Below are 25,379 nucleotides of genomic sequence, written 5' to 3'. Positions count from 1 at the left end.
CCACTTACGCGGGACGCGCGTAATCCCTCGCAAACCGCGCGAGGCTGTTGGGCTCCTCTACAGCGACCGTGCCGAACGTCAGCGCATGGAAAGGACCACCGCCCGCCGCGCGCACCGCCGCCGCGTCGGAGCCGACCGTGGTAGTCCGCGCAGGCGGACTTCGTGTGGTCGTTGCAGCGAATTCATTCGCCCCCTCCCCACACGACGACGAGAACCGCCCGAAGCACGACGGACGCCGCCGCATCATCCCGATGCGGCGGCGTCCGTCAGAGAATGCGGCCCGTTGGCTACTTTCCGCCGGAGAGCTCGAGCGCCCACGCCGGCGGCGTGAGCTGGCGGACCTGGTGGGCGCGCACGAACATCTGCACCACGTCCTGGCGTGCGTCGCCGCGCTGCTCCTGCGGCACCGACCACAGCAGCAGGTCCAGCAGCGCCTGCGCGTCGGCGGTGGGCAGCGCCGTGTCCGGCGCCTCGGCCACGCCCTCGCGAAGCTCTCGCACGTACCACTTCTTCCACAGCCGCGCGTTGCGCTCGTACGGCACGGATCCGTCGACGAACTTCTTGGTGGCGCCCACCTTCACGCCGGCGGCCTTGGCCACCTTGCGCAGCGAGGTCTTGGCCACCATCCGGCGTGCGTGCTCGCGGATACGGTCGATGGACGGATCGGGAGCGCGCTCAGGCACCGGCTCCTCCTTTCGTGTGAGGGGAACCCTGAGCGTGGAGTCGCTCATACACTGTGTTTACTAGAGGTGAAATTACACTTCAAAAGATTAGTAGCCGGATCTGTCCGCCGCAAGAAGGAGCCAGAAGGGGGTTGCACAGTTTTACGACGTACACGCACCGGCAGGATGCCGAAACCTGTACTACCGGTGGCGTGATGCGTTCGCTTGCAACAGGTTAGCATAAGAACATGGACAGAGAGTGTACAGATGTACGAAGTGGATGAACGTGCGAACGCGCCATAATTCAGGGGGAATTCGGCCGCTGTGCAAGCCGTTCCGCGCGGCTATCTTGCAGCCGCGCACCCCGACCCGCGTCCACCCCGCACCCCTGGAGCCCGACCGATGCACCGTTCTGTTCCGGCGCGCCGCGCGCTTGCCATCCTGGCCACGGCCGCCGCGGCCGGATGCGCCACCGCGCGAACGTCGTCCGCGCCCGCGCCGTCCGTCGTCGGCTCACCCGCGGCTGAGATCGAGCAGGTGCTGCAGGCCTCGGCGCAGGCGTGGAACCGCGGCGACCTGGACGGCTTCCTCCTCCCCTACCTGAACTCCGACCAGACCACCTTCGTGGGTCGCGACGTGGTGCACGGCGTCCCCGCCATCCGCGAGACCTACCTGAGCAGCTGGTGGCGCGGCGGCACGCCCACGCTGAACCTGGCCTACAACCGCATCGACGTGCGGCCGCTGGGGCGCGACTACGCGCTGGCCGTCGGCCACTGGGTGGTGACGGACAAGAACACCGGCCAGGAGACGCGCACCGGCATCTTCTCCCTGACGATGGTGCGCACGCCGCAGGGCTGGCGCATCATCCACGACCACTCGTCGTGAAGATCGGCGCCGGCCGCCAAGGGTTGCTCATTACCTGATCGGAACAGGGCTCACGCAGAGTCAGCAGAGTCAGCAGCTTGTTCGACTGCTGACTCTGCTAACCCTGCGTGAGCCATTTTTGTGAACCCCCATCCAGTGTCCGGATCATCGCTCGCGGAAGGTGGGCAGAATGGCGTCAGGATCAGCATCTACTCACAATTCGCGTGGTGTTCAGGATTCGGTTATGTTCGCTCCATGACCGCGCACGACCTGCGGATCCTGCCGCCGCCGCCGCCCACGCCGATCGAGCGCTTCCTCTCGCCGTTCGGGCGCTTCGCGCGCACCGAGTCGGCGGGCGGGGTGGTGCTGATCCTGTCGACGCTGGCCGCGCTGGTGGCCGCCAACACCAGCCTTGCGGGCGCCTACCACGCGCTGTGGGAGACGCACCTGACGCTGCGCGTGGGCGGGGCGGCGCTTGACTATTCGCTGCACCACTGGATCAACGACGGCCTGATGGCCGTGTTCTTCTTCGTGGTCGGGCTGGAGATCAAGCGCGAGGTGCTTGTGGGCGAGCTGGCCACCATGCGCCGGGCCGCGCTCCCCATCGCCGGCGCGGCGGGGGGGATGCTGGTGCCGGCGCTGATCTTCGCCGCGCTGAACCTGGGCGGGCGCGGCGCGGCGGGGTGGGGGATCCCCATGGCGACCGACATCGCCTTCGCCCTGGGCGTGCTGGCGCTGATGGGGAACCGGGCGCCCGCGCCGCTCAAGGTCTTCCTGGCCGCCCTGGCCATCGCCGACGACATCGGCGCCGTGCTGGTGATCGCGCTGTTCTACACGGCGGTCATCGACATGCAGATGCTGCTGGCGGGCTTCGGCCTGCTCGTGGCCCTCGTCGTCTTCAACCGCCTGGGCGCGCGCCGGCCCTACATCTACATCGTCCTGGGCTTCGGCGTCTGGCTCTGCTTCCTGAGGTCGGGCGTGCACGCCACGGTGGCCGGCGTGCTGGTGGCCATGACCATTCCCGCGCGCACGCGCATCGACACCGGCGAGTTCCTGGACCGCGGGCGGCGCATCCTGGACGCGTTCGACGACGCGGGGCCCGAGGGCCCGGACATCCTGACCAACCGCGGGCAGCAGGCGGCCATCGTGGAGCTGGAGAAGACGGCCGAGGCGGCACAGGCCCCGCTGCAGTGGATCGAGCACGGGCTGCAGCCGTGGGTGGCGTTCCTGGTCATCCCCGTCTTCGCCTTCGCCAACGCGGGGGTGGAGCTGAAGGGCGAGCTGGCGCAGGCGTTCGGCAGCCCGGTCACGCTGGGCGTCCTCCTCGGGCTGCTGGTCGGCAAGCCGCTGGGGATCACGCTCTTCGCCTGGCTGGCCACCCGGCTGAGGCTGGCGGCGCTTCCCACCGGGTGCGGGTGGCGCGCGCTGCACGGGGTGAGCTGGCTGGGGGGGATCGGGTTCACCATGTCGCTGTTCATCACCGGCCTGGCGTTTTCCGACGGGGCGCTGGTGACGGACGCCAAGGTGGGGATCTTCACCGCGTCGATCCTGGCCGCGGCGGCCGGCGCGCTGCTGCTGCGGAGGGAGAAGCCGTGCGACCTGCCCGAGGTGCCCGACGAGGAGCCGGTTCAGGCCGCGGCGTGACAAAGGACGAGGCCCGCCCGACGTGCGTGTCGGACGGGCCTCTCGCCCATGCGGTCTCACCTGCTCCGGAGCCCTTCACCGTCTCAGCCGTGCCCACCCGGAGGACGCAGAAGCGTAGGTGGGGGTCGCGTCGGCATTCTCGAACGGCGCCGGTCTCACGTAGCCTGTACCGACCATCCGCCTGACTTGTTGCGCTGATCCGATTAGGAAAGGATGAGACGGGTCCCATCACCTCCCGAACCGCCCTACGGCGCTCCACGGACCGGGGTTTCACCCCCCCGCGCACTCATAAGACGCGTGAATCCGCCGAAACGTTGGTAAGGAAATGATGAAGATGGAAAAGCCCGAGGTGCTGAGAGAGTTCCGCCGCATTCCGGGGGTGGGGAAGTCCATCGCCGAGGACCTGTGGGACCTGGGGCTGCGGCGCGTGGACGACCTGCGCGGCGGCGATCCGCAGGCGCTGTACGATCGCCTGTGCGAGCTGCGAGGCGCGCACGTCGACCGGTGCATGCTGTACGTGCTGCGCTGCGCCGTCTACTTCGCCGGCGAGGACGACCCCGAGCCGGAGAAGCTGCTCTGGTGGAACTGGAAGGACGCGCAGCCGGGGCGGCGGCCGTACCGCAGGCCGTCCCGGCAGCGGCGAAAGGTGTCGTAGGCCGGCACGGGCAACGGCAGGATCGCCCGTGCCGGCGGTGCCTTTCGCGGTCTACTCCGGCGAGAGGTTCGGAACTCGCCTGTTCGGTGGGATGGGGAGCGATTGGAGGATCCCGTACGTCCTCACCTCGCTGACGTTGGCCCTGGTGCCCACCGGGTTGACGCGGAAGGCCTCTCGATAGGAGTACTCGTACTTCCGCACCGCGAGGACGACGTGAGGCCCGTTCGCTTCCGGGGCGACCACCACGCGCTCGACGCGGACGAACCGTGGCGGCCAGCGTACGGCCACGCGCGTGGAGTCGGCGCCGCACGGATTTACGGTGCGGTCCAGCAGCGGGAGGACGCTCCGGTCGAAGCCCGCGGGAAAGTCGGCGGGACGGCCCACAGCGTTGTAGACGCTGCAGGCGTCGAACCGGGTGGTGTCGCGCACCACGAACGCTCGGAATTGCATGACGGCGTTCAGGTACGCGATCTCCTTCCGCTGCGCGCCGGCGGCGTTCGCGCCGGCGATCGTCGCAACGCCAATGGCGAGCGCGCAGAGCCGCGCACGGATTCCCATGGCTACCGTAAGCATTGGTTCGGACCGGAATCGAGGAGGTGATACGGCGGGTCGATGTAATGCCCGCTCGTGTCGAACTCGTTCGGCCCAGGGTGACGGGCTCACTTTTACTTCAGACGTTTCCGATCCGAGAACGTGTCATTACGGCCGATTCTGACTCTGCTGGACATTTCGGCACGGTGTCTTCTCCACTCAGGGCGTCGAGCGGAACAACTGGCGTTGCCCCGTGTCTCGTCCTCAGGCACATTGGCTCAAGGGGCGATCCTGATCTGCTAACTGATTTGGCTCTGTCGCCACGATGCTGATCGACGAGTGGATGCCGGAGTGGGACGTGCACGAGGTGCACGAGACGCGGGTGCGCGCGCCGCACGATCGCGTGTGGGCGGCGGTGCGGGCGCTGGATTTCTCGCGGGCGCCGGTGACGCGTACGCTGATGGCCATGCGCTACCTGCCCGCCATGCTCACCCGCGCCGGGCGGCGCAAGGTGCTGGAGCGGCGGAGCGGCGGGATCCTGCGCGCGGGGTTCCTCGTCCTCGGCGAGCGGCCGGGCGAGGAGCTGCTGCTGGGCGTGGTCGGCCGGTTCTGGACCTCGGGCGGGGGGATCGAGCGGGTTACGCCCGAGGAGCTGCGCGTCTTCGACCGCCCGGGCTTCGCCATCGGGACGTGGAACTTCACGCTCGAGGACGACGGCGACGGCGTGCGCGTGGCCACGGAGACGCGCGTGCGCTGCACCGACGACGCCAGCCGCCGCAAGTTCCGGCGCTACTGGCGGGTGATCGCCCCGTTCAGCGGGCTGATCCGGCTGGAGATGCTGAAGTCCATCCGCCGCGTCGCCGAATCGTCGTCGCCGCCCGCGCGCGCGGCCGCCCGATGAGCGCGCACGATTCCGATCCCCATCCCGCGCTCGATCGCGTGGCGGAGTCCGGCCCCGACGCCGCCGCGCTCCTCTCGCTCTGCTCCTTCTTCGATCCCGCGCACCCCGTCCCCGTCGCCGCGCTGCAGGCAGGTGGAGACGCGCTGCCGCCCTCGCTGGCCGATGCGCTGGCCGACGACGCGGCGCGCGAGCGGCTGTTCGACGCGCTGCTGGACGCGGGCGCCGGCGGCGTGGCGGGCGGCGAGCTGGTGCTGAACCCCGCCGTGGCCGCGGCCGCGCTCGAGCGGCTGGACGGCGACGCGCGCCGGGCGTGGACGGCCGCCGCGGCGGCGGTGATGGAGCGCGCCTTCCCCGGCGACCCCGTGCGCCCGGAGGACCGCGACCGCGGCGCGCGGCTGTATCCCCACGCCGCCGCCGTCGCGCGGCACGCGGGCGAGGCGGGCGCGGGGCTGGCGCCGGCCGCGCAGGTGCTGCACCTGGCCGGACGGTACGCGCTGGAGGTGCGGGAGGACCCCGCCGGGGCGCGCGCGCTGCTGGTGCAGGCCGCCGAGCTGCGCGCCCGCGCCCACGGCGAGCACGACGTGCGCGTGGCGTGGGACCTGACCTACCTCAACGGCGCGCTGCTGGGGCTGGGGGAATGGGCGGAGATGGCGCGCAACGGCGTGCGCGCGGCGGAGATCCTGGAAGCCGAGCACGGGCCGCTGGACCGCACCGTCATCACCCACGTGAACAACGCGGCGCTGCTGCTGATGCGCGCCGGCGAAACGGAGGCGGCGCGCGGCTGGTTCGCGCGCGCCCTGGAGCGCGCGGAGGCGGTGTTCGGCGGCGGCCATCCCTTCGTCGCCACGATCGTGAGCAACATCGGCGACCTGTGCCTGAAGGCGGGCGACGTCCTGGGCGCGCGCGACGCCTACCGCCACGCGCTGGAGATCGACGAGCGCGCGTACGGCCCCGGGCACAACAGCGTCGCCCGCGACCTGACCAAGCTGGGCGAGCTCCTGGCCGCGGTAGGCGAGCCCGACGCGGCGCGCGGCTACCTGGAGCGCGCCGCCGCCTGGTTCGCCGAGACGGCCGGCCCCGACGATCCCCGCACCCGCTCACTGCGCAAGACGCTGGCGGGGCTGGACGGCTGACCGCTCGTCCCTCGAATCTCAAACAACAGAACAGGCTCACGCAGAGGGCGCAGAGGTCGCAGAGAACGGAAGGCAGTTCTCTGCGGCCTCTGCGGCCTCTGCGTGAGCTAAAGCTCTTCATGGATTGGGGATGGGTCCGGTCTTGCACGCCGTTGCCCCTTCTCGGCCGCGATCTCCAGCGGTTCCCTCGCTGGCCCTCATCCTGCAATGCCGCGCGTTTCCCCCGAGCGAAGCCGAGAGGAGGCGTGCGCCCGGGACGCTGATCACCCCACCCACGGCATGACGGCAACGGCAACGAAGGGCGCGCTCCACGAGACGGTGCGGCGGATCGCGGACGAGGCGGGCGCGCAGCGCGTGGGCGTGGCCTGGTACGACTATGAGACGCGCGCGGAGTGGGACCTGCACGGCGACGACTGGTTCCACGCCGCGAGCACCATCAAGGTGCCCATCCTGCTGGGCGTGTTCGGCGCCGCGCACCGCGGGCACCTGGTGCTGGAGAGCCGCGTGCACGTGCGCAACCGCTTCTACAGCGCGGCCGGCGGCCAGCCGTTCCGCGTGGAGAGCGGCCGCGACGCCAACAGCGAGGTGCACCGCCAGCTCGGGCGGACGATGAAGGTGGACGAGCTGGCGTACCACATGATCGTCACCAGCAGCAACCTGGCGACCAACCTGCTGGTGGACCTGGTGGGGATCGACGAGATCCGCGAGTCGGTGAAGGAGCTGGGAGTGACGGGGGTGGAGCTGAAACGCGGTGTGGAGGACGAGCGCGCGTGGGAGGAAGGGCTGAACAACCGGGTGACGGCCAGGGGGCTGATCTCCGTCCTCCGCCCCATCGAGGAGGGGACGGCGTTCAGCGTGGAGCTGTCGGCGCGGATGCTGGAGACCCTGCACGACCAGGAGTTCCGCAGCGGCATCCCCGCCGGCGTGCCCGAGGGCGCGCGCGTGGCCAACAAGACGGGCGAGATCAGCACCGTGGCGCACGACGCGGCCATCGTCTACCTCCCCGGGCGGAAACCCTACTGCCTGGCCGTGCTCACGCAGTGGGAGCCCGGCGCCTCGGGGCGGAGCGACACCATCGCCCGCATCTCGCGCGCGGTCTACGAGCACCTGATGGCCGGGGGCGGCGCGGATGGCTGACACGCCCCTGCAGGTGGTGGACGGCGCGCGGCTGGGCGACGAGCTGCGGCGCATCCTGCGCCCCGGCGAGCTGATGCGCGGGCGCGACGGGCGGCTGCGGCGGCTGCCGCGCTTCTTCTACCGCGTGCCCACCTGGGACGTGGCGCTGGAAGCGAAGCTGTCGCCCAACTTCGAGGTGTGGGAGTTCCTGAACGTGGACGTGCGCGAGACCGAGCGGCTGCGGAGCGGGTGGCCCCGCTTCCTCCCCTGCGCGGTCACCCTCCTGGCGTCGTTCCTGGAGCTCTTCCGCCGCGAGGTGGGCACGTACGTCCACGTGGCCGCGAACGGAGGCTACCGCTCGCCCGGGCACCGGCTGTCGACCCACGCCAGCACGCACTGCTGGGGTACGGCGGCCAACCTCTACCGCGTGGGCGACGACTGGCTCGACGACGAGAAGGCGGTGGCGAAGTACGCGAAGGTGGCACGGCGGATGATGCCGGGAATCTACATCCGCCCGTACGGGAGCGGGGTGGCCCAGGCCGACGACCACCTGCACCTGGACCTGGGATGGACGGTGACGGTGCCCCACGGGGTGCCGGGCGAGCGGGCCCGGAGAGAAGACGAGCTGCAGCCGACGGAAGCCGACGACGAAGCGCGGCAGGACGAGACGGAAACCGCCGGAGCCGGGGCCTGATGAGCGAGAAGGTGAAGAAGGAAGACTACGCCACCAAGAGCGGCCGGTCGCGCCAGGAACATCTGAAGCTGGCGGCGATCGGGCTCGAGGCCGAGTTCCAGGTGGCGGTGGACGGCGAGCTGGTGCGCCCCGAGGACGTGTTCGGCGACCCCCGCGCCTTCGTGCGCGGGCCGCTGATGCACCGCAAGGGAACCTCGTACCACCTGCCCACCGGCGGCGCGGTGTACTTCGACACGGGGGTGATCGAGGTGGCCACGCCGGTGATCGAGATCGCGCCGGGGTGCGCCGCGCGCGCCGGGCGGTCGCTGTGGGAGTCGATCCTCTACGTCCGCGGCGAGCTGGACGAGTGGGAGCGGCGCACCGGGCGCGAGGTGCGGCTGATCGGCTTCAGCACGCACTACAACGTGTCGTTCGAGCTCCCGCGCCATCGCCGGGGACGCAGCCGCACGGTGCAGAAGCTGGCGCTGCTCCTCAGCTACATCCTCCCCGTCCCCGTCATGCTCCTCGCGGCCAACCGCCGGTCGACGGGGATCGGGGTGCGGCCGCGCGGCGACCGGATCGAGATCACCGCCGACTTCACCCCCAGCGCGTCGCTGATGATCGCCACGGCCACGCTGATCACGGGCGTGGTGCGCGAGGTGATGAGCTGGCCCAGCTTCGAGCTGGACGCGCTGGAGACGACCGACATCCCCGTGATCCGCGGCTACGCGCCGATCCCGCACACCTCGCGCAAGGGATGGCTGGCGAAGCTCACCTGCTTCGACTGCAACCCCTTCGAGGCCGACGTCGACCGTCCGATGTGGGAGACGACGGACGGGCGGACGCTGTCCCTGCGCGCGATCGCGGGGCTGACCGTGCGGCACTTCTGGCACCCGATCCGGCGCATCAGCGACCCGTTCACCTTCCGGCTGATCGGCAGCGTGATGCGCGGCCGGGCACCGTCGCTCCTCGACCTGGACGACCGCCCGCCGGAGTACGAGGACGTGGGCCGGCTGTGCACCTGGGACAACCTCTTCCCCGAGCGCGAGCTCACCCGCAGCCGCTACGAGCAGGTGCTGATCCGCGCCATCAGCGGCCAGATGCTGAGCATGCACGGGATGCGCTACGTCCCCACCGGGATGCAGGGGTGGTCGCAGGTGGTCTTCCGCCGCGAGGACGACAGCACGATGCACGTGTTCGGCATCGACTACCTGATCGACCACCTGCGCGACTGGGAGCAGCCCGCCGGCCGCGGCGGCTGACCAGGCCCGAACCTGGTCCGCAGGCTTCCGCGGCCCCGGAGCGCATGCCGGGGCCGCGCCGCTCTCCATCTCCTGTACAGCGCATTTTACGCCCTCTGGTGAAAATCATTCGCCTGTTTTAGATCTCAGGTGCGCACTTACGCGCATCATCCACTCACAACATTGCGGGAGGACGCCATGAAGAAGCTGCGGCTGGAGATGGAACGACTGCAGGTGGAGTCGTTCGAGACGGCGGAGGCGGTGATGCGGTTCGGCACCGTCCGCGCCCGCTCGGGCACGGAGATGACGATCTGCTTCGGGCTGTGCGGCGAGCACACCGAGGAGGCGTTCGGGTGCGGCGGCGCAGACACCGAAGGGTGCACCAACAATCCCTACATCGACGACTGCTATTCGTACGCGCAGCAGTGCCCGATGACGGTCTATCCCAGCGCTACCTGCTACGGCACCTGCGGCGCGCCCGGCGGCGACTCGGTCTGCGGCGGCGCGTACGTCTGCACCGACGGCTGCACGGTCTGAGGCGGCAAGTCCAGACGTCTTCGGGCGTCCGGCGAGTATCGCCGGACGCCCGTTCGCACCGACCTTCCGGCGAGCGTCCCGGGCCGCGGGCGGCCTAGCAGACGTCGGTGAGAACGCAGTCGCAGATGCCGGTCGCGCACTGCGTGTTGCAGGTTTCTCCCCACGTGCCGTCGTGCGCGTGCACGGTGCCACTGGCACGCTCGCGTTCCGACACGTCGAACGACTCCACCCGCAGCGTGTCGACCCTGAGGATCAGCTTCTTCACGTGTACCTCCTTGCGAAAGGGACCCATCTCGACGAACAGATCGCACTGGCGGCCCGTTACGCGTTCCACGAGCCGACCGTGCACTGCTACGGACAGACGAACACGCAATAGGTGTCGCTCCAGGCACAGTCGCACGGGCCGGTGTCCACGGTGGCGTGCGCGCGCACGGTGCCGCCCGCCCGCTCGCGATCCGACACCTCGAACGACTCCACCCGCAGCGTGTCGATCTTCAGGATCAGCTTCTTCAAGTCTGCCTCCTCGCGGAAAGGGATCGGTCCCGTGGACGAATGAATGATCCAGAGACACACGTTGTCCGTCAATCTTTCTCGTAGCGCAAACGTCGCCGGGAGACAAGGACGCGGTTGCCCGCGGGCGAGGGGTACAGATTGCCGCATCTCGCAAGAACTGCTTCGGAACGCGGGCGGCCGGCGGCATCGCCGGCCGCCTTCCTGTCTCGCAAGTGATTGGTGAGATTGGAGATGGAGATACCGTCACCGTCGGCACCCGGGTTGCCCGATGGGGCGGAGGACCCGATGGCGATCCGCTCACCCCGATCCGCGAGACGATGACGATCTTCCGTCCCTCGACGATGGTTCTCCTCGCCGCGCTGGCCGCGGGCGCGTGCTCCGGCGGCAGCCCCTCCGCGCCGGGCGACGGCGGCACGACGGGCGGCGGCACGGGCGGGACCGGCGGCGGCGGCGGGGGCGGCGGCACGGGGATCCCCGGCCTGGGGCCGAACGCCAGCCTCGACGGCAAGCGCCCGTTCCCCGCCGACAACGCGTGGAACCGCGACGTCTCGGGCGATCCCGTCGACCCGAGCTCCGCCACGCTCATCGCCGCGTGCGGGAGCGCGACGACGGGGCTGCACCCCGACTTCGGAACGGTGTGGAACGGCGCGCCGAACGGCATCCCCTACGTGGTCGTGTCGGGGACGCAGGGGAAGGTGCCGGTGACCTTCGAGTACGACGACGAGAGCGACCCCGGGCCCTATCCCGTCCCCACCGACGCGCCGGTGGAGGGCGGGCCCAACGGCACCGGCGACCGCCACGTGCTGGTGATCGACCGCGACAACTGGAAGCTGTACGAGCTCTACGACGCGCATCCCGTGAACGCCGGCGCCAGCTGGAGCGCGGGCTCGGGCGCCGTGTTCGACCTGGCGTCCAACGCGCTGCGGCCGGCCGGGTGGACGTCGGCGGACGCGGCGGGGCTGCCGATCTTTCCCGGCCTCGTCCGCTACGACGAGGTGGTGGAGCAGAAGGCCGTCCGCCACGCGCTGCGCTTCACCTGCCCGGTCACGCGGCGCGCGTACGTGGCGCCCGCGCGGCACTGGGCCAGCAGCCGCACCGATCCCAATCTGCCGCCCATGGGGATGCGGGTGCGGCTCAAGGCGGGCTTCGACGTGACGCGCTTCTCGCCGAACGTGCAGGTGATCCTGAACGCGATGAAGACGTACGGGATGCTGCTGGCCGACAACGGCAGCGCGTGGTACGTCTCCGGCGCGCCCGACCCGCGCTGGAGCGACGACGAGCTGGCCGCGCTGCGCAACGTGCGCGCGAGCGACTTCGAGGTGGTGAAGATGGAGAACGTCGTCACTCCGTAGCCACGGAAGATCGTTCGAGATTGGCGATCTGGATTTCATTACTGGCTGCCGCAATTGATTGTGCACTCCGATCGGATGTCATTCCGAGCGGCGCCGCTGCTCCGAACCTTCGATCGCGCTGATGCCGGGCGGCGCCCGAGGAATCTGTGGCATGCCTCCGAGCGACAGGCGGCCTGTGGCTCGGGAGCCAGCCACAGATTCCTCAGGCGCCATGGCGTTGGCATGGAGGACAGGGCGGCGCAGCGCCTTCGGAATGACATTCCTTCCTTCGTCCAATGTACAGTTGATCGTGGAATCAGGTATGATCAAGGTCACGTGAAGCAGATCAGGCTTTTTCCTGAGATGTGCGACGCGTAAGATACGGCCCGTCCGAGCGGCATCTCCCTCCCGCCCACCCGTTCCGATCTCCATGAAAACCACGATGCTGGCGGCCGCGGCCCTGCTGGCCGTGCCGGCCGCCGCGCTCGCGCAGGCCGACACCACCGCGCGCGTGACCTTCGGCGCGTTCGTCGACGGCTACTACGCGTACGACTTCAACCGCCCCGCCGGCCACGACCGCGCGTTCACCACGCAGGCCGCGCGGCACGACGAGTTCAACGTCAACCTGGCGCACGTCGAGGCGAAGTATCAGTCCGCCGCGGCGCGCGGGCGGCTGGCGCTGCAGGCGGGCACCAGCGTGCAGTTCAACTACGCCGGCGAGCCGGACTCCATCGCCGGCGTGAGCAACTTCCTGCCGCACCTGCAGGAGGCGTGGGCGGGGTTGGCGCTGGGCCGCACGGTGTGGATCGACGCGGGGATCTTCTTCTCGCACCTGGGCAGCGAGGGGTGGATCTCGGCCGACCTGCCCACCTACACGCGCTCGCTGGCGGCCGAGTTCTCGCCCTACTACGAGACCGGCGTGCGGGCCACGTGGCAGGCGACCCCTTCGCTCACGGCCACGCTCGCGGTGGTGAACGGCTGGCAGAACATCGCCGAGAACAACCACGACAAGGCGGTGGGCGCGCGGCTCGACTGGGCGGCCTCGCCCGCGGTCACCGTCTCGTACTCGAACTTCGTGGGCCGCGAGCCGAACGCGTCCACGGGCGTTCAGGGGGTCCGCTTCTTCAACGACCTGAGCGCGCGCATCGCCGCGGGCCCGCTGCTCATCATCCCCACGGCGGACCTGGGGACGCAGGAGGGGGATACGTGGTACGCCGCCTCGCTGGTGGGCCGCTACGCGGTGACGCCCGCGGTGGCGGTGAACGGCCGCGTGGAGCGCTACGACGACCGCGACGGCGTGCTGACGCCCGGGCTCCGCACCAACGGCGCCTCGCTTGGCATCGACGTGGCGCGCGGGCCGGCGCTCTGGCGGACGGAGGTGCGCGGCTTCTTCGGCGCGCCGCGCGGCACCTTCCCCGCGCGCGGCGGCGCGAGGTCCTCCGACCTGGCGGCGGTGACGTCGCTGTCGCTGCGGCTGTAGCTCCGGATCGCGGCAATCTCCACACGGCGGCTTCTCCGGCACGCGGAGGGGCCGGCGTGTCGCCTTTCTCCGCGTTCTCCGCGCCTCCGCGTGAGGCCTCCTCTTTTCTCCCGAAGACCAGCATTTCGCGACGGAACCTGCGCGCGTAATATGTTCCCGCTCCCAACGTTCCGGCTCCGCATCGCACGCCTTCCGCCGGCGGAGGGACGGGCCGTGCGCGGCCCTGTCTCTCCATCGCCAGAGGTGCGAGGATGCTCCGTCTCCGAAGCTGGTCCCTTCCCGCGCTGGGCACGCTGGCCGCGCTCGCGCTGGCCGCGTGCGACGCGCCGCGCTCGACCCTTCCCCTCACCCCCGCCGCTCCGGCGGCGCCACGGGCGGTCACCATTCCCGCGCAGGGAACGCTGGCCACGCTCGACGTCGGCAACTGGAACCTGGAGTGGTTCGGCGACGCGTCGAACGGGCCCACCAACGACGCGCTGCAGCTTTCCAACGTGAAGGACGTGGTCTCCGGCACCGACCTGGACGTGTGGGGGCTGGAGGAGGTGGTGGACGCCACCGAGTGGAACTCGCTGAAGTCGCTGCCGGGCTATGCGGGGATCCTGTCGAACGACGCGGCGGTGACCAACGGCCCGGCGTACTACTCGGCCACCGAGCAGAAGGTGGCCCTGCTCTGGAAGACCGCCTCGGCCTCGCTGGTGAGCGCGAAGGTGATCCTGACCGCCAACGACTTCGACTTCGCCGGGCGGCCGCCGCTGGAGGTGAAGCTGCACGTGACCGTGAACGGCGGCAGCGAGGACATCGTCTTCATCGTGCTGCACATGAAGGCGTTCAACGACGCGGCCAGCTGGCAGCGCCGGCAGAACGCGGCCAACGCGCTCAAGTCGTACCTCGACACCACCTATCCCACGCAGAAGGTGATGGTGATCGGCGACTGGAACGACGACGTGGACACCTCGATCACCGCCGGGCAGCCCACCCCCTTCGCCGGTTTCGTGGGTGATCCGGCGCGCTACACCTATCCCACCGCGGCGCTCTCGAGCGCGGGGATCGCGTCCACGGTCACCTACCCCGACTTCATCGACCACCAGCTGGACACCAACGAGATGTACGCCACCTACGTGGCGGGCTCGGCGCAGGCGTACCGCGTGGACAGCTACATCGCCAGCTACGGCACCACCACCACCGACCACCTCCCGGTGCTCAGCCGCTACGTCTTCGGCGGCGGTGGGGGCGGCACGCCCACGGTCACCGTCACCTCGCCCAACGGCGGCGAGTCGTGGGCGGGCGGAAGCAGCCACGCCATCACCTGGACGTCGTCGAACGTCACCAGCGTGAAGCTCGACTACTCGCTGGACGGCGGCGCCACGTGGACGCCCATCACCAGCAGCACCCCGGCGTCGACGGGAAGCTACACGTGGACGGTGCCGAGCTCGGGGAGCACGAACGCGAAGGTTCGCGCCACCGACACGGGGTCGAGCGCGAGCGACGCGAGCAACGCCGCGTTCACCATCACCACCGCGAGCCCGGCGAAGGTGATCATCAACGAGATCCTGGCCAACGAGCCGGGAAGCAGCACCGCCGGCGAGTTCGTGGAGCTGGTGAACGTGGGCGGCACCGCCATCTCCATCGCCGGGTGGACGATCAGCGACGCGACCGGCGTGCGCCACACCTTCGCCGCGGGGACGACGCTCGACGCGGGGAAGGCGATCGTCGTGTTCGCCGGATCGAGCGCCATTCCCGCCGGGCTGACCAACGCGGTGGCGGCGAGCACCGGCGCGCTGAGCCTGGCCAACGGCGGCGACTCGGTGATCCTGAAGAACGGGGCCACGACGATCGACTCCTTCGCCTACTCGTCGACGCTGGCGGGGACGGACGGGGTGTCGATGAACCGCAGCCCCGACGCCAGCGCCACCGGTTCGTTCGTGCTGCACACCACGCTGAGCACGCTCACGTCGTCGGCCGGCAAGCGGGTGAACGGCACCGCGTTCTAGGCCGGAGACGAGACCGGGCGGCTGTCGGAAAACGTGCGGAGGATCCGGCGGCGGATCCTCCGCTTCGTTCTATTTCGATCGCGTGGGATGGAGAAGATGTGTTCTCCCGCCGGCGCTTGCGGAGCGTGCGGGAGGCGGCGCGCGGAGGTGGACGGAGTGTGCGAGAGGGCGCTGGAAGGGCATTCCGCGCACGCGCATCGGGCGCCGGGAGCAAACGTTCCCGCGATGGTATGGCCGTGTTCGCACGCTCGGCGTCAGGAGTCTTGACCCCCGACGTGTTGCAGATATGTTAGGCATCCCCACCGTGCTACCGGTGGCGGGATCGGCGCGTGGTCTGGCGCCGTCTGTTCACCCGCGGGGCACCCCGTCCGCCCCGCCGATCAGTCCCCCAGGAACGCGGCCCCCACGCCGGCCGGATCAACGTCTCCCGGCGGCACCCCCACCCGGGCGCCGCGGCAATCCGCAGGAGTATCTCACCTGTCCGCGCCGGGTACTCCGCGGCGTGCGCGCCGCCCACCCGGCACACATCCCACTCCCATGGAGGACCCCATGAGCGAGAGGCAAGACGAGACCACCGTGGCAAGCCGCCGCCAGTTCCTGGGCAAGGCCGCCGCGACGGCCGTGGCGGCCACGGCCATCCCCAGCGTGCTGGCGGCGTGCGGCGAGAGCGCCACCGCCTCGGAAGCGACGCACCAGCCGGTGTCGAACGGGCTGCGTGCCTCGCTCAACGGCGGGCGCGATCCCGGCGTGACGCTGCACAAGATGGTGGCGGGCACCATCGGCTCGGCGCCGGACGTCAAGATCCCGGCGCTGGAGAAGGGTGGGACCACCAAGTACCTGCAGCGCATCATCACCGACAACAGCCGCGTGGGCACCGGGCTGGCCACGGTGTGCAAGAAGACCTACAGCTTCTCCGACGGCACCACCGTGACCGTGTCGGTGCAGGACAGCAACGGCCGGGCGTACGCGCCGCGCACCGTCAACAAGAACTCGGACCTGGCGTACGCCATGAAGGACGCGCTCTCCACCAACCCGCTGGTGGACGGCGTGCTGAAGAGCAGCCTGAACGCCGGCAGCGCGGTGGTGGCGCTGAGCAAGTCGTCGATCGTGGCGTTCCAGGACAGCGTGGCGTCGGACTTCTACGGCAACCACCTGGACATCGTGTCGCGCGGGTTCAGCGACCTGTTCAACACCACGGTGTCGGGGATCACGATCGCCTCGACCACGCGCGACCTGAACCGCTGCTGAGCGGTTCGACCGCGCGAGGCGCGAACGGCCCGGCCGCTTTCTTCAGCGGCCGGGCCGTTCTCTTTCCGGTCCCGTCCGCCGATGCGCTCGCACGCCGTGCCGTACCCCGGCGCGAGCGAGCCCTCATACCGGATTGAACGAATGGCTGTGCATTCGAATCAGGAATGAAAATTACACGGAGGGAACGGAGGAAACGGAGGAACCCAGGTCAGTCCTCCGTTACCTCCGTTCCCTCCGTGTGATTCAAGTGCTGTTGGGACGTCGACGCTTCATTGTCTCTAAACGCGCGCGCCACATCGCCTTGGCCGCATCCTCAGCGGCCAAGAACGGACGTTCCCACACCGCCGTGGCCGTGTTCGCCCGCAGGGGCATCGAGACGCTTGCAGGTGCACGACGTGGCAGATATGCTGCTCGGCGCCACCGTGCTACCGATGGCGGAACCGGCGCACCCGTCCGCGCCGGAACACGCGGGGACTCACCTTTCCGCCCCGCGCCGCAGGCCCGTCAACCCAGCGGCCTTTCACTCGCCGGACCCCACACCCGCCGCGGCGCCCCATCCCGCGCCGCGAGATCCCGCAGCAGCACGGCAGTACCCCGCGCCGTACGGGCGTGCGCGAGTACCGCCCGTCCGGCATCCACCCACTCTCCCATGGAGGATGCCATGAGCGAGAATCAGGGAGCCATCCAAACCGGCGCCGAGCCCCCGCGCGGAGAGAACCGCCGCGAGTTCCTGGGGACGGCCGCCGCCGCCGTTGCCGTGACTGGCGTGTCCACGCTGCTGGCGGCGTGTGGCGAGAGCGTCACGGAACCGGACCGGGCCGCCACGGCCGCGCCCGCCGCCCCGCGTGCCTCGCTGCGCGGCGGGCCCGACCCGGGAGTGACGCTGCACAAGATGGCGGTGGTGACGATCGGCACCGCCACCAACGTGCGGGTTCCGGCGCTGCAGCGGGGGGTCAATACCACCTACCTGCAGCGCGTGGTGACCGACAACGCCCGCACCGGGACGGGGCTGGCGACGGTACTCAAGCCATTCCACCGGTTCCGCGACGAGACCACCGTGCAGGTGATCGTGCACGACAGCGCGGGGAACCGGTGGCCGCCGCGCAGGATCGGCTCCAACGCGGACCTGGCGTACGCGATGAAGGACGCGCTGGCCACCAACCCGCTGGTGGATGGCGTGCTGGACACCAGCCTGAACGCCGGCAGCGCGGTGGTGGCGCTGAGCAAGTCGTCGCTGGTGGCGTTCCAGGACAGCGTGGCGTCGGACTTCTACGGCAACCACTTGGACATCGCGTCGCGCGGCTTCAGCGACCTGTTCAGCGCCACGGTGGCGGGGATCAACATCGCCTCCACCACGCGCGACCTGAACCGCTGCTGAAGCGGCTCCAATCGCGGATGCACCACGGCCCGGCCGCCTCTTCGGTGGCCGGGCCGTTCCTCTAGAAAACAGAAGGGCTCACGCAGAGTCAGCAGAGTTAGCAGAGAACAAGCTGCTTACCCTGCTAACCCTGCGTCATCCATTCTTTTGCAGATTCAAGCTGGCGACGCAGGGCGGGACCGAAAACTCTTGCTCCCTCCCGGCGGCGCCCGTATCTATGCACGGGGATTGAACTTCCCCATCTCCCATCCCGCCTGACCCGCCCTTCCCGAGCACCTCCTCGATGAATCGCCATCTCAAGTCGTTCCTGGATCTCCAGGTGCCGCTCGCCCTCGTCCTCCTCATCGCGGCCGCGGCGCTGGCCGCCGACTGGTACCGTCAGCGGCAACCCGCGCGGCCCTCCCCGGCAGCGGCCGGGGAGGGGACCGGGACGCTCGAGGCGGCCGAGCTGGCCCGCGCGGCGGTGCCGCTCTGCCGCGAGGAGGACCGCGCTGCGGCGGTGGCGTGCTACGCGCCGCTGCTGGAGATGGTGGCGGGGGCCGGGGGCGTGGGGCTGGGGTCCGCCACGCTGCGCGAGGTGCTGAAGCAGGACCCGGCGATGGAGGGTGAGGCCCACATGCTGTCGCACCGGCTGGGCTTTGCCGCCCTGCGCGCCGGCCGCGACCCCGCGCTCGAGTTCTCGCGCTGCACGGCCGAGTTCCACAGCGGGTGCCACCACGGGATCATCCAGGCGTACTTCGCGGCGGCGCGCCAGGTCACCCCCCGGCTGGTGGCCCGCGCCTGCCCCACGCTCACCGCCCGGGCGCCCACCGACTGGCTCAAGTTCCAGTGCCTGCACGGCCTGGGGCACGGCCTCGCCATCAACCTGCGCTACGACGTGCCCGCCGCGCTGGCCCTGTGCGACGCGTTGTCGTCCGACTGGGAGCGCGAATCGTGCTACGGCGGGACGTTCATGGAGAGCTCGGCGCGGCTCGGCGCGGGGCACGGCGGCGGCCACCACGCCGCCGGCCGGCACGCGCACGCGGCCGCTCCCGCCGGACCCGCGCCCACGTCGCTCGCCGCCGTGCACGCGGGTGCGGACCAGGACGTGTTCGCGCCGTCGCGGGCGGGCGATCCGCAGTATCCCTGCTCGGTGGTGGCGGAGCGCTACCGCGGGGCGTGCTACCTCCTCCAGACCAGCGTCATCCTCCCCCTGGAGGGCGGCGACTTCGCCCGCGCGGCGCGCGACTGCGGGCAGGCGCCGGAGCGCTACCGCGCCATCTGCTTCCAGAGCCTTGGCCGCGACGCGTCGGGGGTGGCCGCCGCGCAGGACCTGCAGCGGATCATCCGGATCTGCTCGTCCATCGGCGAGCCGAATGCCGGGTGGTGCTTCTTCGGCGCCGCCAAGGACGTGGCGTACCGGCGGCCGTCGCTGGACGACGGCGTGCGCCTCTGCCGGCACGTGCCGGGAAAGCCGAGCCGGTCGCGATGCTACGAGGCGATCGGTGAGCTGGCCGTCAGCCTGATCGAGCGCACCGGGCGCCGCGCCGAGTTCTGCCGCTCGGTGGAGGCGGATTACCGCGCCGACTGCCGCCGCGGCGCCCGCGTCTGACATGACAGACCGTTTCGCCGGACGATTTCAAAGATCTCGGTAGATGATGAAGGGCCGGTGCCCGGGTGAGCGCCGGCCCTTCTCGCGTTGTATCGATGGTGAAGCCGGCAAGACGTCATCCTGAGGCCGGCCAGACCGTAATCAGCGTCTGCGCAAGCACTTGCAGGCCGAAGGATCTATAATCGACCCCACACGCCCCTCGGCGGAACGCGCCGATGCAGGTGCCCGGTGCGTCACGCAAGCCGGCGTGCCGACGCGGCTACAGATCCTTCGGCCTGCAACCACTCGCGCAGACGCTGGTAACGGTGTGGTCGGCCTCAGCCTCAGGATGACGTCAGCGCGGCGGCCGGCCGCGGATGCATCAACCCGACTTCCCGCCCAGGATCACCTCGGCGAGGGTCTCGACGTAGGGCTCGTCGAGGATGGTGCTGTGGGTGCCGCCCACGTGGTGCGCCGTCGTTCCGCCCAGCGCCAGCTCGCTCCAGAACGCCTCGCCGAACGAGAAGCCGTCGGCGTCCTCGCTTCCCGCGGTGCGGAAGTAGGTCAGGTGGCCGGGATACGGCCGCGGCGTGTAGGTGCCCTGCGCGCGCAGGTTGGCGGCGCGCAGGTCCGTCAGCAGCAGGATGTCGTCCACGCGGCTCTCGTCCAGCAGGTGCGGCGCGTTCATCCGCACGATCATCTGCCGCACCAGCTCGCGCCCCTCGAACTCGCGCAGCTCGTCGACGCTGACGCGCGACGCGGCGCCGTATCCCGCCACTCCGCCCACCGTCCACCACACCACCTCGGCCGGGTCGCCCAGGTCGATCCTGATCGTCTCCGGCGTGTGCGGCGAGGTGTCGAACAGGCAGAGCAGGTCCACCTCCTCGCCGGCGGCCGCCAGCTGCTGCGCCATCTCCCACGCCACCACCCCGCCGAACGACCAGCCGCCCAGCCGGTACGGCCCGCGCGCGCGCATCCCGCGCAGCGCGGCCACGTAGTACGCCGCCATCTCGGGGATCGAGGAGATCGGCGTCTCGCCCCGCTGCACGCCCAGCGGCTGCAGGGCGTAGACGGGCTGCTCGCTGGCCAGGAGGATGGCGAGGCCACGGTAGCACACCACGTGGCCGCCCGCCGGATGCGCCAGGAAGAGCGGCGGCCGGTCGCCGAAGGTCTGCAGCGGCACCAGCGGCAGCTTCACCGAGTCGTGCCGGCCGGTGATGGCCTGCGCCATGTCGGCCAGCGTGGGCGCCTGCAGCAGCTCGGCCACGGCCACGTGCGCGCCCAGTTCCTCGCGCACGCGGGCCACCAGCCGCATCGCCAGGATCGACTGGCCGCCCAGGTCGAAGAAGTCGTCGTGCACGCCCACCCGCTCCACGTCCAGCACCTGCCGCCAGATCTCCGCCAGCCGCTGCTCCACGGGGTTGCGCGGCGCGACGTACGTGTCCTGCGGCAACATCCCGTCGCCCTCGTACTCGGGGAGGGCGCGGCGGTCCAGCTTCCCGCTCGACGTCCGCGGGAGCGCGTCCACCCACACGAACGCCTGTGGCACCATGTACTCGGGCAGGCGCTCGCGCGCGAACGACCGCAACTCCGCCGCGGCCGGCATCTCCGCGCCCGCCTTCGCCACGAGATAGGCGACGAGGCGGCGCCCCGCGCCCGTCTCGCCGCGCGCGGTAGCCGCGGCCTCGGCGACAGCGGGATGCGCGGCGAGCGCCTGCTCCACCTCCTCGAGCTCGATGCGGTAGCCGCGCACCTTCACCTGCGCGTCGCCGCGGCCCAGGTACTCGAGCGAACCGTCCTCGCGCCAGCGGCCCCGGTCCAGCGTGCGGTACATGCGCGTTCCCGGCGGCCCGTGCGGATCGGGCCGGAAGCGCTCGGCGGTGAGCGCGGGGCGCGACGCGTAGCCGCGCGCCACGCCGGCGCCCGCGGTCCACACCTCGCCGGGGACGGCGGCGCCCGCATGGCGGAGGAGGGGATCGAGCACGTACACGCGCCCGCCGTCGATCGGCCGGCCCACGGAGACTCGCAGCGCCAGCGGGTCCAGCTCGGCGCAGCTGGTGTACGTCGTATCCTCCGTGGGCCCGTAGAGATTGAGCACGCGGCGCACGGCGGGGAGCTGGATCAGCTCGCGCACGAGAGGGAGCGGCACCGGCTCGCCCCCCAGCAGCACGCTCTCCACCCGCGGCGGGAAGCGCCCCTCGCGCAGCAGCTCGGCCGCCGCGGTGGGCACCATCGCCGCGGCGCGCAGCGGCGGCTCGGGCGGCAGCTCGGCCAGCGCGTTCTCGATCAGCACGAGGGTGCCACCCCAGACGAGCGTGCCGAAGATCTCCGCGATGGAGACGTCGAAGGTGACTGAGGTCGATCCCAGCACGCCCGACCGCCCCTCGCCGGAGAGCAGCCCGCGCATCCACTCCAGCATCGCGACCGCCGAGCGGTGCTCGATCTCCACCCCCTTGGGGCCGCCGGTGGAGCCAGAGGTGAAGATGACGTAGGCGAGATTTTCGGGGGATGGAGTGCTGACTGCTGAGTGCTGAGTGCTGAGTTGGGGATGCTCGGCGCCGTCGCCGGATTTGTCGAGGAGCGGGATGGGATCGATCAACTGCACGCCCTCGATCCCCGCCGCTGAGGCGCGGACAGCGGGGCCGCCGAGGATCCAGCGCGCGCCGGAGAGGCGGAGCACGGCCTGGTGCCGCGCGGAAGGATGCGCGGGGTCGAGCGGGACGTACGCGCCGCCCGCCTTCAGCACCCCCAGCATGGCGGCAATCAGGGTCGGCGTCCGTTCTAGGCAGACGGCGACGCGCTTCTCCGGGCCGACGCCCATCTCACGCAGCGCGTGGGCGATGCGGTTGGCGCGGCGGTCGAGCTCCGCGTAGGAGACGCCATCACCCTCCCACACGATCGCGGTGCGCTCGGGCGTCTCCTCGACCTGGCGTTCGAAGAGCTGGTGGATGCACGCGCCGGGCGGCGGCGCGGACGGGGCCACGCTCCACCGCTCCACCGTCCGCGTCTCCGACGCCCAGGCCAAGCGCACGCTGGAGATGCGCTGCCCCGGGTCGGCGGCGAACGCGGCCAGCACCGCCTCCAGGTGCGTGGCCATGCGCTGGATGGTGACGTGCTCGAACAGCTCGCTGTTGTACTGGAACGCGCCGGCGACCCCATCTCCGCGGTCCTCGATGGCCAGCGTGAGCTCGAAGATGGAGGTCAGCGAGTCCAGGTGCAGCGTCTCGACTGCGACGCCTGGGAGCGAGAGCGAGGTGGACGGCGCGTCGGCCCAGGTGAGCACCGCCTGCACCAGCGGCGGCCGGCTGAAATCGCGGCGCACGTCCGCGATCTCCACGATGCGGTCGAAGGGGAGCGCTGCGTGCTCCTGCGCGCCCACGGCGGCCGCGTGCGCGCGCCGCACCAATTCGGCCGCGGTGGGATCGCCGTCCAGCCGCAGGCGCAGCGGCAGCGTGTTGGCGAAGAAGCCGACCACCCCCTCCAGCTCCGGGCGCGGGCGGTTGGCCAGCAGCGTGCCGAGCAGGAGGTCCTCCTCGCCCGCGTAGCGCGAGAGCACCAGCGCGAACGCCGCCGCCATCACCGCGAAGGGGGTGGCGCCCTCGTGGCGGGCGAGCGCGCGGATCCCCGTCCCCAGCGACGGCGGCAGGTCGAACGGCGTCTTCTGCCCCTCCCACGCCTGCACCGGCGGCCGCGGCCGGTCGGGCGGGATCTCCAGCACGTGGCGCGCGCCCTTCAGCGCCTCGCGCCAGTGCGCCTCCTCGGCCGCGGCCGGCGGCGCGTCGGGGCGCTGCTGCCACGCCGCCCAGTCACGGAAGCGCAGCGGCGGCGGGTCGAGCCGCGGCTCCGTCCCCGCCACGCGCGCGGCGTAGAAGGCGCTCAGGTCGCGCAGCATCACCGCCATCGACCACCCGTCGGCGGCGATGTGGTGCACGGCCAGCAGCAGGCGGTAGTCGTCCTCGTCCTGGCGCACCAGCCGCGCGTGGAAGACGTCGCCGCGGGCCAGCTCGAAGGTGCGCCGGGCGAAGTCGTCCATCTGGTAGTTGGCCTCGCTCTCCGCCCACTCGTCGCCGCGGAGGTCGAGGTATTCCGGCTCGAACGCCGACCCGTCGCCCACCACCTGCACCGGCGTGCCCGCGCTCTCACGGAAGGCGGTGCGCAGCGCCTCGTGCCGCTCGACCACGTCGCGCAGCGCGCCCAGCAGCGCGTCGGCGTCGACCTCGCCGCGCAGGCGGAAGCCCTGCGGGATGGTGTAGACGGGGTGCCGCGGCGCCAGCTGCAGCTGGTACCAGAGCCGCCGCTGCTCGGCGCTGAGCGGCGCCGCCGTGCCGGCGATGCGCGGGATGGGCGCCGCGCCGGCCACGCGCATCTGCTCCAGGAGCGCGCGCTTGGCGGGGGAAAGGGCGGAGAGCCGGTCTTGCAGGTCGGTCATGGGAGGGCACGGCGGGTGGGAATGCCGCGGGAGGGCGGAAGTTCGCTCCGCGCCGTACGATAACCCGCGCAGTGGGTGGCGATCAATCCCACCTGATGCGACGTTCCGGGATGCTTCGGGCGTGCTTTCTGGAAGCGACGATCCAACCTCCCTCCGATACGTGTGATCAAACCGAAGGCCCGCCATTCGGCGGGCCTTCGTGCCATGCGATTTCTTCAGGTTTTTCAGATCGTGTACGTCCCGCCCGGCTGCAGGATCTCCACGCGGGCCTTGTCGCCGACGAGGGTGCGGAAGCCTTCCGGGTTCTGCTCGATGACCGGGAAGGTGTTGTAGTGCATGGGGATGACGACCTCCGGCTCGATCATCTCCACCGCGCGCGCGGCGTCCTCGGGCCCCATGGTGAAGTTGTCGCCGATGGGGAGGATGGCCACGTCGACGGAGCCGCGCAGCAGCTGCATGTCCATGATCAGCGCCGTGTCGCCCGCGTGGTAGATGCGCTGGCCGCTGTTCAGGGAGATGAGGAAGCCGCTCGGATCCGTGGTGTGCGTGCCGTCCTTGTCGCCCGCCACGCTCCCGGTGTGCAGCGCCGGCGTCAGCTTCACCCGCCCGAAGTCGAACACGTACGCCCCGCCGATGTTCATCCCGTGGCCGTTCTTCGCCCCCTGCTCCTGCACGAAGGAAACGAGCTCGAAGGTGGCGACGACGGTGGCCTCGGTCTTCTTCGCCAGCGCCACCACGTCCGCGAAGTGGTCCCAGTGCCCGTGCGACACGAGGATGTAGTCGAGCGCCTCGACGTCGGACGTCTTGATGTCGGCCATCGGGTTCTCGTCGATCCACGGATCGATCATGATCCGCTTCCCCTCGTCGGTCTCGAGGGTGAAGCAGGAGTGCCCGTGCCAGGTGAGCGTAGCCATGGGTTTCTCCGCGGATGAAAACGAAAGAAGAAGTCCTACGTCCCAAGTCCTGAGTCCCAAGTGATGAAGTTTTCTCTACTTAGGACTTAGGACTCAGGACTTAGGACTATCTGTTCCCTACCCGATCAGCTGCTCGTACGCGGCCGCATCCAGCAGCGCGTCGACGTCGGCCTGGTTGTCCACGCGCAGCTTGATCATCCACCCCTCGCCGTACGGATCGCCGTTCACCGCGGCGGGGTTGGCGTCCAGCGCGCCGTTGGCCTCGACGACCTCGCCGGCCACGGGGCAGTACAGGTCGCTCACCGCCTTCACCGCCTCGATGGTCCCGAACGTCTGCATGGCGTCGAAGTGGGCGCCGGGGTTGGGCAGCTCCACGAACACCACGTCGCCGAGCTCGCCCTGGGCGTAGTCGGTGATCCCCACGAAGTACACGCCCTCGTCGCCGGTGGGCTTCAGGTACTCGTGCTCCTTCGTGTATCGCAGGTCCTGCGGAACGTTCGCCATGACTCCTCCAGCGCGTTTCGGTCGGTTCAGGGAGGGGTGAGAATACGGGACCCCGCACGGGCGG

22 protein-coding genes are annotated in these 25,379 nt (G+C 70.6%); 15 read left to right on the top strand and 7 right to left on the bottom strand.

Annotated elements, in window-relative coordinates; translation table 11 throughout:
• Positions 1 to 287: 287 nt before the first annotated feature.
• Positions 288 to 683: a hypothetical protein gene (locus VF092_18390; GenBank protein ID HEX6749273.1), complete on the bottom strand. Its 396-nt coding sequence runs from the start codon at positions 681 to 683 to the stop codon at positions 288 to 290.
• A 381-nt stretch (positions 684 to 1,064) separates the two neighbouring features.
• Here VF092_18390 and VF092_18385 point away from each other — a divergent pair, with 381 nt between their 5' ends.
• The 3 genes from VF092_18385 (at position 1,065) to VF092_18375 (ending at position 3,825) form a co-directional block, all read left to right on the top strand.
• The gene (locus VF092_18385) at positions 1,065 to 1,547 is read left to right on the top strand and encodes a nuclear transport factor 2 family protein (protein ID HEX6749272.1); all 483 of its coding nucleotides are present in this window, start codon (positions 1,065 to 1,067) and stop codon (positions 1,545 to 1,547) included.
• A gap of 234 nt (positions 1,548 to 1,781) precedes the next feature.
• Complete coding sequence (nhaA, locus tag VF092_18380; protein HEX6749271.1) at positions 1,782 to 3,170, top strand: Na+/H+ antiporter NhaA; 1,389 nt, start codon at positions 1,782 to 1,784, stop codon at positions 3,168 to 3,170.
• Positions 3,171 to 3,498: 328 nt separating this feature from the next.
• On the top strand, positions 3,499 to 3,825 hold the full coding sequence (locus tag VF092_18375) for a helix-hairpin-helix domain-containing protein (GenBank protein ID HEX6749270.1): 327 nt from the start codon (positions 3,499 to 3,501) through the stop codon (positions 3,823 to 3,825).
• Positions 3,826 to 3,876: 51 nt separating this feature from the next.
• Here VF092_18375 and VF092_18370 read toward each other — a convergent pair whose 3' ends face one another.
• Positions 3,877 to 4,383 carry a hypothetical protein gene (locus tag VF092_18370; GenBank protein ID HEX6749269.1) on the bottom strand — a complete coding sequence of 169 codons (507 nt, stop codon included), beginning with the start codon at positions 4,381 to 4,383 and terminating at the stop codon, positions 3,877 to 3,879.
• Between the two features lie 298 nt (positions 4,384 to 4,681).
• Between VF092_18370 and VF092_18365 the strand changes: the two genes are divergently transcribed.
• From VF092_18365 to VF092_18340, 6 genes are all read left to right on the top strand, one after another.
• Positions 4,682 to 5,257 (top strand): hypothetical protein, encoded by a 576-nt coding sequence (locus VF092_18365; GenBank protein ID HEX6749268.1) that lies wholly within the window; start codon positions 4,682 to 4,684, stop codon positions 5,255 to 5,257.
• Complete coding sequence (locus tag VF092_18360; protein HEX6749267.1) at positions 5,254 to 6,390, top strand: tetratricopeptide repeat protein; 1,137 nt, start codon at positions 5,254 to 5,256, stop codon at positions 6,388 to 6,390. The genes VF092_18365 and VF092_18360 overlap by 4 nt, the downstream gene beginning before the upstream one ends.
• A gap of 279 nt (positions 6,391 to 6,669) precedes the next feature.
• The gene (locus VF092_18355) at positions 6,670 to 7,527 is read left to right on the top strand and encodes a serine hydrolase (protein HEX6749266.1); all 858 of its coding nucleotides are present in this window, start codon (positions 6,670 to 6,672) and stop codon (positions 7,525 to 7,527) included.
• A complete protein-coding gene (locus VF092_18350) occupies positions 7,520 to 8,200 on the top strand; it encodes a hypothetical protein (GenBank protein ID HEX6749265.1) in 681 nt (226 codons plus the stop codon). Before VF092_18355 ends, VF092_18350 begins: the two co-directional genes overlap by 8 nt.
• Positions 8,200 to 9,441 (top strand): hypothetical protein, encoded by a 1,242-nt coding sequence (locus VF092_18345; protein HEX6749264.1) that lies wholly within the window; start codon positions 8,200 to 8,202, stop codon positions 9,439 to 9,441. Before VF092_18350 ends, VF092_18345 begins: the two co-directional genes overlap by 1 nt.
• A 177-nt stretch (positions 9,442 to 9,618) precedes the next feature.
• Complete coding sequence (locus VF092_18340; GenBank protein ID HEX6749263.1) at positions 9,619 to 9,957, top strand: hypothetical protein; 339 nt, start codon at positions 9,619 to 9,621, stop codon at positions 9,955 to 9,957.
• A 94-nt stretch (positions 9,958 to 10,051) separates the two neighbouring features.
• Here the strand turns inward: VF092_18340 and VF092_18335 are convergent, their stop codons facing one another.
• Entirely contained in the window at positions 10,052 to 10,222 is a 171-nt protein-coding gene (locus tag VF092_18335; GenBank protein HEX6749262.1) for a hypothetical protein, read from the bottom strand.
• 86 nt (positions 10,223 to 10,308) lie between these two features.
• Positions 10,309 to 10,470: a hypothetical protein gene (locus tag VF092_18330; protein HEX6749261.1), complete on the bottom strand. Its 162-nt coding sequence runs from the start codon at positions 10,468 to 10,470 to the stop codon at positions 10,309 to 10,311.
• Positions 10,471 to 10,787: 317 nt separating this feature from the next.
• On the opposite strand from VF092_18330, the gene VF092_18325 reads away from it, so the two are divergent.
• From VF092_18325 to VF092_18300, 6 genes are all read left to right on the top strand, one after another.
• The gene (locus tag VF092_18325; GenBank protein ID HEX6749260.1) at positions 10,788 to 11,822 is read left to right on the top strand and encodes a hypothetical protein; all 1,035 of its coding nucleotides are present in this window, start codon (positions 10,788 to 10,790) and stop codon (positions 11,820 to 11,822) included.
• Between the two features lie 409 nt (positions 11,823 to 12,231).
• Positions 12,232 to 13,281, top strand: a complete 1,050-nt coding sequence (locus tag VF092_18320; protein ID HEX6749259.1) for a porin — start codon at positions 12,232 to 12,234, stop codon at positions 13,279 to 13,281.
• A gap of 251 nt (positions 13,282 to 13,532) precedes the next feature.
• Entirely contained in the window at positions 13,533 to 15,272 is a 1,740-nt protein-coding gene (locus tag VF092_18315; protein ID HEX6749258.1) for a lamin tail domain-containing protein, read from the top strand.
• Positions 15,273 to 15,821: 549 nt separating this feature from the next.
• Complete coding sequence (locus VF092_18310; GenBank protein ID HEX6749257.1) at positions 15,822 to 16,520, top strand: twin-arginine translocation signal domain-containing protein; 699 nt, start codon at positions 15,822 to 15,824, stop codon at positions 16,518 to 16,520.
• 661 nt (positions 16,521 to 17,181) lie between these two features.
• The gene (locus VF092_18305) at positions 17,182 to 17,898 is read left to right on the top strand and encodes a hypothetical protein (protein ID HEX6749256.1); all 717 of its coding nucleotides are present in this window, start codon (positions 17,182 to 17,184) and stop codon (positions 17,896 to 17,898) included.
• A 283-nt stretch (positions 17,899 to 18,181) separates the two neighbouring features.
• A complete protein-coding gene (locus VF092_18300) occupies positions 18,182 to 19,489 on the top strand; it encodes a hypothetical protein (protein HEX6749255.1) in 1,308 nt (435 codons plus the stop codon).
• A gap of 361 nt (positions 19,490 to 19,850) precedes the next feature.
• On the opposite strand, the gene VF092_18295 is transcribed toward VF092_18300, so the two are convergent.
• From VF092_18295 to gcvH, 3 genes are all read right to left on the bottom strand, one after another.
• Positions 19,851 to 23,897, bottom strand: a complete 4,047-nt coding sequence (locus VF092_18295) for an amino acid adenylation domain-containing protein (protein HEX6749254.1) — start codon at positions 23,895 to 23,897, stop codon at positions 19,851 to 19,853.
• Between the two features lie 224 nt (positions 23,898 to 24,121).
• A complete protein-coding gene (locus VF092_18290; GenBank protein ID HEX6749253.1) occupies positions 24,122 to 24,811 on the bottom strand; it encodes a metal-dependent hydrolase in 690 nt (229 codons plus the stop codon).
• Between the two features lie 117 nt (positions 24,812 to 24,928).
• Positions 24,929 to 25,315 carry a glycine cleavage system protein GcvH gene (gene gcvH, locus VF092_18285; GenBank protein ID HEX6749252.1) on the bottom strand — a complete coding sequence of 129 codons (387 nt, stop codon included), beginning with the start codon at positions 25,313 to 25,315 and terminating at the stop codon, positions 24,929 to 24,931.
• Positions 25,316 to 25,379: the final 64 nt, after the last annotated feature.

Source organism: Longimicrobium sp. (genome assembly GCA_036377595.1).
GTDB lineage: Bacteria > Gemmatimonadota > Gemmatimonadetes > Longimicrobiales > Longimicrobiaceae > Longimicrobium.
This window is presented reverse-complemented; position numbering and strand designations above follow the sequence as displayed.